Source organism: Brevundimonas sp. GCM10030266 (assembly GCF_042666595.1).
Taxonomy (GTDB): domain Bacteria; phylum Pseudomonadota; class Alphaproteobacteria; order Caulobacterales; family Caulobacteraceae; genus Brevundimonas.
Map to the genome: position 1 here is coordinate 809,923 of NZ_JBHTCY010000001.1, position 13,440 is coordinate 823,362.

General features: G+C 69.0%; 13 protein-coding genes. 8 read left to right on the forward strand and 5 right to left on the reverse strand.

The features are described from left to right. Positions 1-10: 10 nt before the first annotated feature. The 3 genes from ACFQQC_RS04275 to ACFQQC_RS04285 all read right to left on the reverse strand — a co-directional run bounded on the left by ACFQQC_RS04275 (position 11) and on the right by ACFQQC_RS04285 (position 3,213). Positions 11-2,206, reverse strand: a complete 2,196-nt coding sequence (locus tag ACFQQC_RS04275) for a protein-disulfide reductase DsbD family protein (protein ID WP_376860012.1) — start codon at positions 2,204-2,206, stop codon at positions 11-13. A 106-nt stretch (positions 2,207-2,312) separates the two neighbouring features. Further along, the gene (locus tag ACFQQC_RS04280; protein ID WP_376860014.1) at positions 2,313-2,762 is read right to left on the reverse strand and encodes an OmpA family protein; all 450 of its coding nucleotides are present in this window, start codon (positions 2,760-2,762) and stop codon (positions 2,313-2,315) included. A 100-nt stretch (positions 2,763-2,862) separates the two neighbouring features. Continuing rightward, on the reverse strand, positions 2,863-3,213 hold the full coding sequence (locus ACFQQC_RS04285; RefSeq protein WP_376860016.1) for a YMGG-like glycine zipper-containing protein: 351 nt from the start codon (positions 3,211-3,213) through the stop codon (positions 2,863-2,865). Positions 3,214-3,394: 181 nt separating this feature from the next. On the opposite strand from ACFQQC_RS04285, the gene ACFQQC_RS04290 reads away from it, so the two are divergent. From ACFQQC_RS04290 to ACFQQC_RS04320, 7 genes are all read left to right on the forward strand, one after another. Continuing rightward, positions 3,395-3,709: a hypothetical protein gene (locus ACFQQC_RS04290; RefSeq protein ID WP_376860017.1), complete on the forward strand. Its 315-nt coding sequence runs from the start codon at positions 3,395-3,397 to the stop codon at positions 3,707-3,709. A gap of 63 nt (positions 3,710-3,772) precedes the next feature. Beyond that, positions 3,773-4,732 (forward strand): diacylglycerol/lipid kinase family protein, encoded by a 960-nt coding sequence (locus ACFQQC_RS04295; protein WP_376860019.1) that lies wholly within the window; start codon positions 3,773-3,775, stop codon positions 4,730-4,732. Then, complete coding sequence (locus ACFQQC_RS04300; RefSeq protein WP_376860021.1) at positions 4,732-5,583, forward strand: metallophosphoesterase family protein; 852 nt, start codon at positions 4,732-4,734, stop codon at positions 5,581-5,583. The genes ACFQQC_RS04295 and ACFQQC_RS04300 overlap by 1 nt, the downstream gene beginning before the upstream one ends. Positions 5,584-5,621: 38 nt before the next feature. Further along, complete coding sequence (locus tag ACFQQC_RS04305; RefSeq protein ID WP_376860023.1) at positions 5,622-6,845, forward strand: NAD(P)/FAD-dependent oxidoreductase; 1,224 nt, start codon at positions 5,622-5,624, stop codon at positions 6,843-6,845. Between the two features lie 28 nt (positions 6,846-6,873). After that, a complete protein-coding gene (locus ACFQQC_RS04310) occupies positions 6,874-8,517 on the forward strand; it encodes a M20/M25/M40 family metallo-hydrolase (protein WP_376860024.1) in 1,644 nt (547 codons plus the stop codon). After that, a complete protein-coding gene (locus ACFQQC_RS04315) occupies positions 8,514-8,903 on the forward strand; it encodes a hypothetical protein (RefSeq protein WP_376860026.1) in 390 nt (129 codons plus the stop codon). Before ACFQQC_RS04310 ends, ACFQQC_RS04315 begins: the two co-directional genes overlap by 4 nt. Positions 8,904-8,934: 31 nt before the next feature. Next, positions 8,935-10,071: a serine hydrolase domain-containing protein gene (locus tag ACFQQC_RS04320; RefSeq protein ID WP_376860028.1), complete on the forward strand. Its 1,137-nt coding sequence runs from the start codon at positions 8,935-8,937 to the stop codon at positions 10,069-10,071. Here ACFQQC_RS04320 and rarD read toward each other — a convergent pair whose 3' ends face one another. Further along, positions 10,072-11,010 (reverse strand): EamA family transporter RarD, encoded by a 939-nt coding sequence (gene rarD, locus ACFQQC_RS04325; protein WP_376860030.1) that lies wholly within the window; start codon positions 11,008-11,010, stop codon positions 10,072-10,074. Positions 11,011-11,052: 42 nt separating this feature from the next. After that, entirely contained in the window at positions 11,053-12,099 is a 1,047-nt protein-coding gene (locus tag ACFQQC_RS04330) for an aspartate-semialdehyde dehydrogenase (protein ID WP_376860032.1), read from the reverse strand. Between the two features lie 238 nt (positions 12,100-12,337). Between ACFQQC_RS04330 and zapE the strand changes: the two genes are divergently transcribed. After that, positions 12,338-13,432, forward strand: a complete 1,095-nt coding sequence (gene zapE / locus ACFQQC_RS04335; RefSeq protein WP_376860034.1) for a cell division protein ZapE — start codon at positions 12,338-12,340, stop codon at positions 13,430-13,432. The last annotated feature ends 8 nt before the right edge of the window (positions 13,433-13,440 follow it).

Here is a 13,440-nt window from a genome sequence, read left to right on the forward strand (position 1 = left end):
CGACATCTCCCTACGGGTTCGCGCTTTCGTTCAGGGCCTCGACGACGACGCCCTCGGTCAGCAGTTGCGGCAGCACCTCCGGCTCGGTCTGGCCGGGGCGATAGAACAGGTACAGGGGAACGCCCGAGCGTCCGTGGCGCTGCAGCTCGGCGGTGATCGCGTCATCACGTCGCGTCCAGTCGCCGACCAGATAGACGGCGCGCGTCTCGTCCATCGCCCGTTTCACGCCCGGCGTGGTCAGGGAGGTGCGCTCGTTGATCTTGCAGGTCACGCACCAGTCGGCGGTGAAATTGACCAGCACCGGACGGCCCTCGGACAGGGCGGCCTGGACGGCCTCTGCGGACCAGGGCGACGACGCGAGACCGGATGTTCCGTCTTCGGACGATCCGTCCCGGGCCTCCACTGGCGCGCGGGCGGCGAGGGTCGCGGCACCCAGGGCGGCCAGCAGAAGGGCGGCGCCGGCGATGGTGTGGATCACCCCTCTGCGGCCCAGCGCCCGTTCGCCCTGACCGGCGCCGATCAGCCACAGGCCCGCGGCGGCGGCCAGTCCGGCGACGAACAGCAGGCCCAGCCCTTCGGCGCCCGTCTGGTTGCTGAACACCCAGGCCAGCCACAGGGCGGCGCCGTACATCGGGAAGGCCAGCAACGACTTCAGCCGCTCCATCCAGGCGCCGGGGCGGGGCAGCTTCGCCAGCAGGCGCGGGCTCAGGCTGACCACCACATAAGGCAGGGCCAGACCCAGTCCCAGCATCAGGAAGACCGCCAGCGCCATCGGCCAGGGCATCAGCAGGGCGGCGCCCAGGGCGAAGGCCATGAAGGGGGCGGTGCAGGGGGCGGCGACCACCACCGCCAGGGCGCCGGTGAAGAAGGCGCCGACGCCGCCGGGCAGGCGCGACAGCGGCCCGGAGCCCACACCCTGCAGCCCGCCGCCGATGTGGAAGACGCCGGACAGGTTCAGCGCCACGGCCAGCATCAGCAGGGCCAGCCCCGCCGTGACCGGGGCGGACTGCAGTTGGAAGCCCCAGCCGACCGCCTCGCCCGCAGCGCGCAGGCCAAGCAGGACGCCGGCCAGCAGCAGGAAGGTCGCCAGCACCCCCGCGAGGAAGGCGAGGCCGTCGGTTCGCGATCGCCTCGTGTCATGGGCCGAGGCCGCCAGCGCCGCCGCCTTCATCGCCAGAATGGGAAAGACGCAGGGCATCAGGTTCAGGATCAGACCGCCGATCAGGGCGAACAGCATGGCCTGTCCGAACACGGCCCATCCTGTTCCGGCGACGGCCGGCGCGGGCGTCGGGGCGGCGTCGTCCAGAGGGTCCAGATCGCCTGATCCGGTGGCGCCGGTCAGGGCCGGACCCGGCTCGGCGGTGATCTCGAAGGCGCCGTGAGAGGTGGCCAGCACGCCGGACACCGGTCCGGTCAGGCCGGCGGAGGCCAGTTTCATGCCCGCCGAGAGGACCAGCGTCAGGCCCTCCGGTCCCCACGATCCGCTCTGGGCGGCGGCGTGATCCAGCGCACCGCTCTCGAACGGGAAGAAATAGCTCGCGCCCGGATCCTTGCCCGCCAGAGGGCCGCCGGTCGCGGTGACGGTCAGGACGCCGTTCTCAAGCGTGGCGTGGGCGCGGATGCCGGCGGGGCGCGGGGCCTGTTCGAGGATGCGGGCGATGGCGGTGCCGTGGGCGCTGTCCTGCGGCGCGGCGCCCTCGCGAACCGGCAGGTCCAGGCCCAGCGTCAGCTCACGCGGGATGCACATCTCGTCGCTGCACACCAGAAACAGCGCCTTCACCCGCAAGGGCAGGGTCGTTCCGGGGCGGGCGTCGGCGGGCACCTCGATCGGCACGGGCAGATAGACCGCGCCCTCATAGCCGTAGTTGACGAGTCCCTGCAGGCGCTGCCGCTCGGGCAGGGGCCAGACGATCTCGCCCGCCGTGACGCCGGTCGGCAGGGTCCAGTCCAGGGTCGTCGGCCCGCCGGAATCGCCGGGATTTCGCCAATAGGTATGCCAGCCCGGCTCGATGGCCTGACGGACGGCGACCACGACGGTTCCTCCCGGCGTCGCCCAGCTGCTCATGGAGACCAGTTCGGCCTCGATCTCGTCGGTGCGCTGGGGGCCTGTCTGGCTGCTGGTCTGGCCTGTCGTCTGGGCGGCCGCCATGCCGGCCGGGGCCAGCAGCAGGGTCAGCAGGATCAGGAAGCGGAACAGGCGGCGCACGCGACGGTCTCTCTGTGAGGATGGGCGACCTTAGCCGCCCGGACCCCCCGCCGTCACCGTCGGCGACAGCGGCAGGTCGCCTCATCGGCGCCGGATCAGCTTCTGATCAGCTTCGGGGCGAGGCCTCGACGACCACCTCGGTGCGGCGACGCAGAGGCTCGTTGGCCCCGGCGGCGGTGGTCGCGCCGGCGTCGCCCACGGCGCCCAGCTCGAAGGCGGGGCTCGGCCAGCCGGCGGCGACCAGCGCCTCGGCCACGGCGATGGCGCGGCGCTCGGACAGGCTCAGATTGGCGGCCACGTCGCCGGTGGCCGAGGCCAGGCCGACGACCTGCACCCGCCGGATGTCGCAGCTCTGCAGCTGGGTCGCGGTCAGGCCGATCGCCTGCAGCGCCGCATTGGTCAGCCGCGCCTCATTCTCCGCGAAATAGACATCGAACCGCTTGGTCACGCACGGCGAGACCTCCGCCACCACGGCGCTTCGGTCCCGCATCCCCGGCGTCCAGCCGCAACCCGCCAGAACCGCCGCACCCGCCGCGATCACCACGAAACGCTTCATCTCCAACCCCTCTCAACCCGCCCAGCCCCCGCCGGCGCATGAAAAAGGGCGGCCCGCCTTCCGACAAGCCGCCCCTGAACTCAGGCTTTCGCCATTACTATCAGTAGCGGCGCTGACCGTTTTCCCAGTAGCATTCGCTCTGACGGCCATCGTAGCAGTAGTAATAACGGCCCTGGCTGTCGGTGTAGCGACGCTGGTTGGCGCGGTCCTGCGAGGAGCCGCGGATGGCGCCGGCGGCGCCGCCGACGACAGCGCCGATGGCGGCGCCGGTGCCGGCGTTGCCGTCACCCACATTGTTGCCGATGATGGCGCCGGCGACAGCGCCGATGCCGGCGCCGATGGCGCCCTGGCGGACGGTTTCGTTGGTGCCGTAGCCGTTTCCGTAGCCGTCGCTGGCGCAGGCCGAAGCCATCATGCCGACAGCCGCAATCGCGATGATCGCCTTCTTCATAATGCTATTCCTTCATCCCTCGGGTTTCCCCCATGGGGTGAGAACGCTGGATAAGCGTGGCGGTTCCCGGCCCTGTGAACAAGGTTAAGCCTGTACTAGGCTTGGCGACGGCGTGGCGGAGGGCTACGCCGGAAACGGGTGCAGACGGGGGTTTCGTATGCGTTTTTCCGAACCGGCTCGAATGACGGCCGATGATCACAGTCCGATCTGGGCGCGCAAGAAGCGTCGCCGCGGGCCCAATCCGCTGGCCAGCATCCTGGTGACCCTGCTGGCCGTGTTCGGCGTCCTGACGGCCGTGCTGGGCGTCAAGGAGCGGTCGCTGGCCGAGGGCGGCGCGATCATGGACGGCTGGATCGCCGCCGGGGTCGCGACGGTGCGGGGCGAGGCGCCGAAAGTCGCCGATGAAGCGGTCGACACCGCGGGCGCCGCCGCCGGCAAGGCCGGCGATGCGGTTCAGGCCGGCGCCGCCGCCGCGACGGAAGAGCTCAAGAAGTAGGCCTGCGCCCGGATCGCCGGAACTCTCGCAGACGCGAGGCGTTCGGGCGGCATGGGCGATACAATGGCTAAGGTTGAAGACATGGCGGCTCCGGCTCCGGACGGGGTCGCCGAAACGCATGCGCTGACCCCGCATGCCGCGATTTCGCGCGTCATCATGCTGGTCAACCCGCTGTCCGGCAGTGTCGGGCCGCGCGCCGCGGACGAGGCTGAGGCCATTCTGGCCGAGTACGGCTGTGAGGCGTCTGTGGTGGCGCTGGAAGGCGGCCAGTTCGACGACCAGATCAACAAGGCGCTGGAGGCCGATCCGGACGTCCTGTTCGTGCTGGCCGGCGACGGCACGGCGGGGACCATCGCGTCGCGCGCCGGGCCGGACGGACCTCTGGTCGCCCCCCTGCCCGGCGGCACCATGAACATGCTGCCCAAGGCGCTGTACGGCACCGCCGACTGGAAGCTGGCCTTGCGTCGGGCGCTGGAAGAGGGCGCGCCCCAGGCTGTGGCGGGCGGCGAGGTGACCGACGGCGAGTTCACCCAGTCCTTCTATTGCGCCGCCATCTTCGGCTCTCCGGCCCTGTGGGCGCCGGCGCGGGAGGCGATGCGAACCGGCAAGCTGAAGCTGGCGCTGACGCACGCCAGGCGGGCCTTCAAGCGGGCCTTCAGCGGGCGGCTTCGCTTCGCGCTGGACGGCAGCAAGGAACGTCGCGCCGAGGCGCTGGTTCTGATCAGTCCGATGATCTCCCGCGCGATGGAGGAGAACACCGGACTGGAGGCGGCGGCCATGAACCCGAGCGACGCCATGGAAGCCTTCCGTCTGGCCGCCCATGCGGTGATGGACGACTGGCGACAGGATCCGGCGGTGACGACCCGCGCGACCCAGAAGGTCGTGCTGCGCGCCCGTTCGAAGATTCCGGCGGTGATCGACGGCGAGCCGGTGCAACTGCATCACGAGACGAAGGTGCGCTTCGTCCGCAAGGCCTTCCGCGCCCTGGCGCCGGTTCCGCCGGCGGCGGAGGATTCCGTCTAGTGGGGCGCATCCTCCAGTTTTCGGACATTCATTTCGGCTGTGAGCACAGGCGGGCCTGCGCCGCCGCGCTGGACTACGCCCACGCCAATCCCGCCGACCTGATCCTGATCACCGGCGATATCACGCAGCAGGGCTTTCCGGACGAGTTCGCCGCGGCGGGGGACTGGATCCGGCGCATGCCCGATCCGCGCTTCGTTATCGTGGGCAATCACGACGTCCCCTACTGGAGCCTGACGGCCCGCCTCTTCCATCCGTGGAAGGCGTTCGAGAAGGCGACCGGGCATCCGGCCCATGACCACCAGTTCCTGAGCCCGAACCTGATGGTGCGCGGCGTGGTCACGGCGCGCGGTTGGCAGGCGCGGCCCAACTGGTCCAAGGGCGTCATTGATCTGGACCAGACCCGCAAGGCGGCGGAGGCCCTGCGCCAGGCGCCGGTGGGGGCGCTGAGGGTGCTGGCCTGCCACCACCCGCTGGTCGAGATGATCGGCACCCCGATGACCGGGGATGTGAAGCGCGGCGACGAGGCGGCGCTGATCTTCGCCGAGGCCGGCGTCGACATCATCACCACAGGCCACGTCCATGTGCCCTTCGCCCTGCCGATCAATCTGGGCGACCACTGCTCCTATGCGATCGGGTGCGGAACACTGTCCCATCGTGAGCGCGGCGCGCCGCCCAGTTTCAATCGCATCGAGTGGGATGCGCACGAGATCACCGTGACCGCCGTGGCCTGGACCGGCGACCGGTTCGAGGACAAGCAGGTCTGGCGTCTGCCGAGGCGTCAGGACACCCGCAAGCCGGCGACCGCGCCGGATCCCAATGTGCCCGGCGAACGCGAGGCCGCGGCGGTCTGAGGTTGCGCGCTCGCCCGAACCGCGCTTGAGGTCCGGACATGAAAATCATCCATGTGATCGGCGCCGGCCCCGCAGGCCTGATGGCCGCCGAGCGGCTGGCCGGGAGCGGTGTTCGCGTCATCGTCCACGAAGCGATGCCGTCCGTTTCGCGCAAATTTCTCATGGCGGGCCGGGGTGGCCTGAACCTGACCCATTCCGAGCCCATCGAGGGCTTTCTCGCCCGCTATGGCGAGGCGTCGCCCGTGGTCGCGCGCTGGCTCGACCGGTTCTCTCCCACCCGGCTGATCGGCTGGGTCGAGGGACTGGGTCAGTCGACCTTCACCGGCTCGTCGGGGCGGGTGTTCCCGAAAGCGATGAAGGCCTCGCCCCTGCTGCGGGCCTGGCTGAAGCGACTGTCGGACCTCGGCGTCGAGGTGCGGACCCGTTCGCGCTGGACCGGACGTCGTGACGGCGGCTGGGTGTTCGCCGGGCCCGAGGGCGAGACGGTCGAACAGGCCGACGCCGTGGTGCTGGCCCTGGGCGGCGCCAGCTGGCCGCGCCTGGGGTCGGATGGATCCTGGGTGCAGACGCTGCGTGAGGCGGGTGTGGAAGTCGCCGATTTCAGGCCCTCCAACGTCGGCTTCGACGTGGCGTGGAGCGAGGTGCTGATCGAGCGGTTCGCGGGCGAGCCGCTGAAGACCATCGCCCTGGGCCACGCGGGACAGAGCGTGCGCGGCGACCTGATGCTGACCAGATACGGACTGGAGGGCGGGGCCGTCTATGCGCTGTCGGCGGCCTTGCGCGACGCGATCGCGCGGGACGGTTCGGCGGAACTGGTCGTCGACCTGCGGCCGGACCTGTCCATCGAGGCGCTGGCGGCCCGGCTGACCAAGCCGCGCGGCAAGGACAGTGTCACCAACTGGCTGCGCAAGGCGGGCGGGCTGTCGCCGGCGGCCGTCGGCCTGCTGCGTGAGATTCCCGGCGCTATCCCGGAGGGCGCGGACAAGCTTGCGCGACGGATCAAGGCGGTGCGTCTGACCCTGATCGGAGTGCGGGGGCTGGAGCGCGCCATCTCCTCCGCGGGCGGGGTCCGGCTTGATCAGGTCACGGATGATCTGATGCTCAAGGCCCTGCCGGGCGTCTTCGTCGCGGGCGAGATGCTGGACTGGGAGGCGCCGACGGGCGGCTATCTGCTGCAGGCCAGCTTCGCCTCCGGCGTCGTGGCGGCTGACGGCGTGCTGGACTGGCCGGGCGCGCCGGGGCAGGGTGCCGCCCTCCCCTGATCGTCTTCCTCACTGCCCGGAGTAAATCATGCGCCTGAAATCGATCCTCGTTTCGACCACGGCGCTGCTCTGTTTCGCGGGGGCGGCCCCCACTCTGGCATGGGCCCAGCAGGCCGATCCGGCCCGGCTGAATGAGTACACGCGGGTTCTGGCCTCGGACGAGTTCGAAGGGCGCGGCGTAGCCACGCCGGGTGAACAGAAGACGGTCGACTATGTCGTCAGCCAATTCCAGGCCCTGGGCCTTGAACCCGGCGGGCCGGACGGTCAGTGGGTGCAGGTCGCGCAGCTGAGCCAGACCCAGCAGTCCGGTCCGGCGACCATCACCGCCACCGTCAACGGCCAGACCCGCACGCTGGAGCGGGGACCGCAGATCCTCGTGTCGAGCGACCGGCCGGTGGATCGCATCACCCTGACCGACGTGCCGGTGGTCTTCGCCGGCTATGGCGTCGATGCGCCCGAGAAGGGTTGGGACGACTTCAAGGACGTCGATGTGCGGGGCAAGATCATCCTCGTCATCGTCAACGACCCGGACTTCGGCGCGCCCGAGGGGCATCCTGTGGCCGAGCGGTTCGACGGCAACGCCATGACCTTCTACGGCCGCTGGACCTACAAATTCCAGGAGGCCGCGCGGCAGGGCGCGGCCGGCGTGCTGGTCATCCATGACACACCCGGGGCCGGCTACGGCTGGAGCGTGCTGGAGGGATCCTCGACCGCGCCGGACTTCGACATCGTGCGTGCGAACTGGGAGGCCGAACGGGTTCCGGCCCAGGGCTGGGTCCAGGGTGACGTGGCCGAGCAACTGATCCGTGACGCGGGACTGGACTACGCCCAGCTCCGCTATCAGGCCCGTAGCGAGGCCTTCACCCCGGTGGAGCTGCCGGGGGTGACGATGTCGATCGACTTCGGTCAGACCCACGCCACGATCGAGAGCCGCAACATCCTGGCCCGTATTCCGGGTTCGGAGCATCCAGAGGAGACGGTGCTCTACGGCGCGCACTGGGACGCCTATGGCCGCGCCAAGCCGCAGAACGGCGACGACATCTATAACGGCGCCGTGGACAATGCGACGGGCGTGGCGGCGATGATCGAGCTGGCCCGGATGTTCAAGGAAGGGACGCCGCCGGAACGCTCGGTGGTCTTCGCCGCCTGGACCGCCGAGGAGGCCGGGCTGCTGGGCGCCGAATACTATGCCGCCAATCCGGTCTGGCCGCTGGAGACCACGGTCGCCAACATCAACATGGACAGCTTCCTGCCGGGCACGGAGGTCTCGCCCGAGATCGTCGTCATCGGCGCCGGCAAGAGCGAGACGGACGCCTGGGTCGAGCGGCGCGCCACCGAACAGGGCCGTCGTTTGATCCCCGATCCGGCTCCGCAGGCAGGCGGCTTCTACCGCTCGGACCACTTCCCGCTGGCCAAGATGGGCGTGCCGGCCCTGTTCGCCGCCGCCGGCTTCACCGGTCATAACGACGCCAGCCGCGACTACGTCCAGAACCGCTATCACAAGCCCACGGACGAATGGACGCCGGATTGGGTGATGGACGCCGCCGCCGTGGACGTGAACCTGCTCTACGCCGTGGGCCGCGATCTGGCCGACAGTCGCGAGTGGCCGGAGTGGAACGAGGGCGCGGAGTTCGAGGCGGCGCGGGAGGCTTCGGCGGATCGGCGCGAATGACCCCGAGTTTTCATGACGGCAGTCTGACGGGTATCCGGACCTCTGTCGGGACTGCGACCTTGTTCATCACGCGAGTGGATGGCGCACACTGGGCAGTGGAACTGGAGGATGTGGAGCAGTTGCTGGCTAACGATTTCCGGCAAGGCAACATTATCTCCAGCTTTGAAGTGCTGACCGGAGTTTCCGTTCGGCGAGATTGGCTTGAGGAACTCATGCCGGGTCCGCACCCTTCAGCAGCAAACCCCTTTCACGATGCGCATGTCGTTGTTCTTGATCGGACCCTGTCACGGATCGCCGCGAGCGAGCTCAATCTGGTGGTGATTAGCCCTTCCTACGGATGTGATTTTCTGGCGCTTTGTGGGCGAGTGAAGATAGCCCCCGCGTGACGGATGATCCCGTCGGCGCTAGACCCCTCGCATGACCGATCTTCCTGACATCCACGGCGTCTGCCCGCCTCAGTTCGCCGCCGTGAAGGACGCCTTTGCGGCCAACTTCACCGACGCCCCCGAGGGGCTGAACGAGCAGGGCGCGCGGTTCAGCGTCCGCATGGGCGGCGAGACGGTCATCGACCTGTGGGGCGGATCGGCCGATGCGGCGGGGACGGTCCCGTTCGGAGAGCGGACCCTGACCCCGGTCTTCTCGACCGGAAAGGCGGTGATGGCCCTGCTGATCGCCACCTGCGTCGAGCGCGGTCTGCTGGACTATGAGGCGACCGTGGCCAGCTACTGGCCGGCCTTCGGTCAGGCGGGGAAGGATCAGATCACCGTCGCCCAGATGATGAGCCATCAGGCGGGCCTGCCGGGCTTCGACACGCCGGAAGATCCCGCCATCTGGTTCGACCGCGAGGCGACCCTGGCCCGGTTGTGCGCCCAGGCGCCGATGTGGGCGCCGGGCACGGCTTCGGGCTACAGCCCTATCGTCATCGGCTATCTGGCGGGCGAACTGTTCCGCATCGTAGACGGCCGGACCATGGGCACGGCCCTGCGCGAGGACTTCCCTGGGCTGGATCTGTGGATCGGCCTGCCGGAGGCTGAACACGACCGGGTGGCCCAGATGCGCAAGCCGGCCAAGGCCACCAATCTCGGTGAGATCGACGCGATCAAGAAGGCCGCCTTCCTCGACAGAGGCTCCTCGCCCGGCGGGCGCGGCTCGACCGAATGGCGGATGATCGAGATCCCGTCGGCCAATCTGCACGGCACGGCGCCCGATCTGGCGCGGATCGTGGGGATTCTGGCCGATGGCGGCGCCTTCGAGGGGCGTCCGGTGCTGTCGCCGGAGGTGCTGGCCGCCGCGACCCGTGAGCGTATCCATGGGCAGGACCGCGTTCTGCCCTATGAGATGAGCTGGGCCGCCGGCTTCACCCGGAACGCGGGCCTCAACATCTTCGGGACCAACCCGGACGCCGTGGGCCACTGCGGCTGGGGCGGCTCTTGCGTCTTCGCCGATCCGGCGAAGGGCCTGTCGGCGGCCTATGTGATGACCCGCCAGTCGCCGCATCTGATCGGCGACCCGCGCGCCCAGCGGCTGATCAGGGCGCTGTACGGGGCGCTCTAGCTAGCCGTTCACGACCTCGCTGGCGCTGTTCTTCAGCGCCAGCCTCGCCGCGCGCTGGCGCAGGAAGGCCGCCGCCGCGAAGACGCCCGCCCCGGTCCAGATGAAGGCGAAGGAGGCGATGCGCAGGCCGGTCAGTTGCTCGCCCGCCCAGACGCCGACCGCGAACTGCAGCGTCGGGGCCAGGAACTGGATGAAGCCGATGGTCGACAGGGGCAGGCGCCGCGCTGACCAGGCGAACAGGGCCAGAGGCAGGACGGTCGCCGGACCGTTGGCCAGCGCCCACATCAGGTTGGTCGGGCTGTCGAAGCCGGCGCTGGCGCCGGTGTGGACCAGCCACAGCACCCACAGCAGGCCCAGCGGGGCCAGCAGCAGGCACTCGATGAACAGGCCTGCCTGCGCCTCGATCGGCACGCGCTTGCGGATCACGCCATAGCTGGCGAACGAGATGGCCAGCGCGATGGAGATCCACGGCGGACGGCCCAGCGCCAGCGCCTGCAGCAGGACGCCGACCGCCGCCAGACCGATGGCGACCCAGCCCCATCTGTCGATCTTCTCGCGGAAGAGCCACAGCCCCACGACCATGTTGAGCAGCGGGTTGATGTAGTAGCCGAGGCTGGCTTCCAGCGTGGCGTGGTGGGTGGTCGCCCAGACGTACAGGCCCCAGTTCACCGCGATCAGGGCGGTGGACAGCATCAGCCACGCCAGGGTCTTCGGCGAGCGAAACACCGCCAGCACCTGCCCGCCCTGTTTCGCCAGCACCACCAGCAGCCCGGCCACCAGAACCGCCCAGAGGGCGCGGTGGGCCAGAATCTCGAAGGCGTCGAAACCGATCGCGTGCTGGCCCATGAACAGCAGGGGCATCAGCCCCCACAGCACATAGCAACCGAAAGCGGACAGCAGGGCGGGGCGGCTCGCGTCGGAGCCGGTGGCAGTGGTCATGGGCTTCTCCATCGCCGGGGGAGCGGCGAGACGGAAAGGGTCTTAGACGGTCAGGGTGCGGTAGCCGGAGGACGACTTGATCGTGCCCGTCTCGTCCAGAAGCTGGGCGATCTGGACGGCGTTCAGGGCCGCGCCCTTGCGCAGGTTATCCGAGACGACCCAGAACGACAGGCCGTTCTCGACCGTGTGGTCCTTGCGGATGCGGCTGACGTAGACGGCGAACTCGCCCGCGGCGTCGACCGGGGTGATGTAGCCGTCGGCCTCGTGCTTATCGACGACCTGCACGCCCGGGGCATCGCGCAGGATGGCGCGGGCCTCGTCCGGGCTGATCGGGCGGTCGAACTCGACCGTCACGGCTTCCGAGTGGCCGACGAAGACCGGGACGCGGACGCAGGTGACGGTCAGCTTGATGGACGGATCCATCATCTTCTGCGTCTCCATCCACATCTTGGCTTCCTCATCGGTGTAGCCGTCGTCGCGGAACGAACCGATGAAGGGCAGGACGTTGAAGGCGATCTGCTTGGGGAATTTCTTCGGCGTGGCGTCGCCCAGGCCGTAGATGGCCTTGGTCTGGTTCCACAGCTCGTCCATGCCTTCCTTCCCGGCGCCCGAGACGGACTGGTAGGTCGAAACGACGACGCGCTTGATCTTGGCGGCGTCATGCAGCGGACGCAGGGCGGTGACCAGCTGGATGGTCGAGCAGTTGGGGTTGGCGATGATGTTCTTCTTCGTCGCCAGCTTGACGTCGTCCGGGTTCACCTCCGGCACGATCAGCGGCACGTCCGGGTCCATGCGCCAGGCCGAGGAGTTGTCGATCACGATCGGACCGGCCTGGCCGATCTTCTCCGACCATTCCTTCGACACCGAACCGCCGGCCGACATCAGCACGATGTCGACGGTCGAGAAGTCGAACTGCTCGAGGTCCTGACACTTCAGGGTGCGGTCGCCGAACGCGACCTCGACGCCCTTGGATTTTCGCGAGGCGATGGCGTGGATTTCGTCGACGGGGAAGTCGACTTCCTCGAGGATGTTCATCATCTCCCGACCGACATTGCCGGTGGCCCCGACGACGGCGACGCGATAGCCCATCTTGGTGTGTCCTTCGGACGCGCTATCGCTCGGCTCGCGGAGCCTCGCTGCTTGAGCGCGAAAAGAGTGTGATCGTGGAGCCCTGCATGTAGTCCTTCGCGGCTGCGAAGCAATCGGTTTTGCGAGGGCGGGCGGACGATCCAGCCCGAGAACGACGCCGTTTCCCATACATTGGCCTTATGGCCGAACCGTGATGGGCGCTTTTCTCGCCGCCCCTGCGGGGCTAGACCGTGGGGCGATGACCTCCCGCATCCGCTCCGCCTACGACATCCGCATCGAGGAAGGCGTCCTGGTCCCCGACCCGGCGCAGGAGCCGCTGATCGCGGCGCTGGAGCGGCTTGAGCTCGACCTGACAAAGAAGAGCCTGTTCGGAAAACCGCCCGCGGTGCAGGGGCTCTACATCTGGGGCCCGCCGGGACGCGGCAAGTCCATGCTGATGGACCTGTTCGTCTCCAGCTCGCCGGAACCGCGCAAGACCCGCGCCCATTTCCACGCCTTCATGGCCCGCATCCACAAGCTGGTCGACCAGTGGCGCAAGGGCGACAGGAAGACCCGTCAGGCCATCTTCGGCACCCACAGGGGCGATGACCCGATCGAGCCGATCGCCGAGCTGATCGCCTCGGAGGCGCGACTGCTCTGCTTTGACGAACTGCAGGTCACGGACATCGCCGACGCCATGATCCTTGGGCGGCTGTTCGAGGCTCTGTTCGAACGGCGCGTGGTGCTGGCGGTCACGTCGAACCGGGCGCCGACGGACCTCTACAAGAACGGCCTGAACCGCCAGCTCTTCCTGCCCTTCATCGCCGAACTCGAGAAGCGCTGCGTGGTGGTCGAGATCGACGGCGCGCGTGACTGGCGGCTGGACCGGCTCATGGGGTCGCCGGTCTGGTTCACGCCGGACCAGCGACCGGCCTTCGAGACCCTGTGGTCGGAACTGCGCGGCGGCGAGCCGGAGGAACCCGCGCAACTGGTCGTGCTGGGGCGCGAGGTGACGGTCGAGCGCACGGCCGGGGGCATGGCCCGCGCGACCTTCGAGGAACTCTGCAGCCGGCCGCTGGGTCCGCAGGACTATCTCGCCATCGCCGAGCGCTTCCACACCGTCTTCATTGATGAGGTTCCGGTTCTCGGGCCCGGCAACCATCACGAGGCGCGTCGTTTCGTGACCCTGATCGACGCGATGTACGAGGCGAAGACCCGGCTGGTCGCCCTCGCCGCCGCCCCGCCCGAGGCGTTGTATACCGAGGGCGTCGGGGCGTTCGAGTTCGAGCGGACGGTGTCGCGCCTGAATGAAATGGCTTCCGCGGACTGGCTGTCCCATGAGCGGTCGGTCTAGCCTGCGGC

Excerpts from the sequence above, each read along its gene's own strand:
- ACFQQC_RS04280 (WP_376860014.1), bottom strand. The coding sequence starts at position 2,762 with ATGAAGCGTTTCGTGGTGATCGCGGCGGGTGCGGCGGTTCTGGCGGGT.
- ACFQQC_RS04285 (WP_376860016.1), bottom strand. The coding sequence starts at position 3,213 with ATGAAGAAGGCGATCATCGCGATTGCGGCTGTCGGCATGATGGCTTCG.
- ACFQQC_RS04290 (WP_376860017.1), top strand. The coding sequence starts at position 3,395 with ATGACGGCCGATGATCACAGTCCGATCTGGGCGCGCAAGAAGCGTCGC.
- ACFQQC_RS04295 (WP_376860019.1), top strand. The coding sequence starts at position 3,773 with ATGGCTAAGGTTGAAGACATGGCGGCTCCGGCTCCGGACGGGGTCGCC.
- ACFQQC_RS04305 (WP_376860023.1), top strand. The coding sequence starts at position 5,622 with ATGAAAATCATCCATGTGATCGGCGCCGGCCCCGCAGGCCTGATGGCC.
- ACFQQC_RS04310 (WP_376860024.1), top strand. The coding sequence starts at position 6,874 with ATGCGCCTGAAATCGATCCTCGTTTCGACCACGGCGCTGCTCTGTTTC.
- ACFQQC_RS04315 (WP_376860026.1), top strand. The coding sequence starts at position 8,514 with ATGACCCCGAGTTTTCATGACGGCAGTCTGACGGGTATCCGGACCTCT.
- ACFQQC_RS04320 (WP_376860028.1), top strand. The coding sequence starts at position 8,935 with ATGACCGATCTTCCTGACATCCACGGCGTCTGCCCGCCTCAGTTCGCC.
- rarD (WP_376860030.1), bottom strand. The coding sequence starts at position 11,010 with ATGACCACTGCCACCGGCTCCGACGCGAGCCGCCCCGCCCTGCTGTCC.
- ACFQQC_RS04330 (WP_376860032.1), bottom strand. The coding sequence starts at position 12,099 with ATGGGCTATCGCGTCGCCGTCGTCGGGGCCACCGGCAATGTCGGTCGG.
- zapE (WP_376860034.1), top strand. The coding sequence starts at position 12,338 with ATGACCTCCCGCATCCGCTCCGCCTACGACATCCGCATCGAGGAAGGC.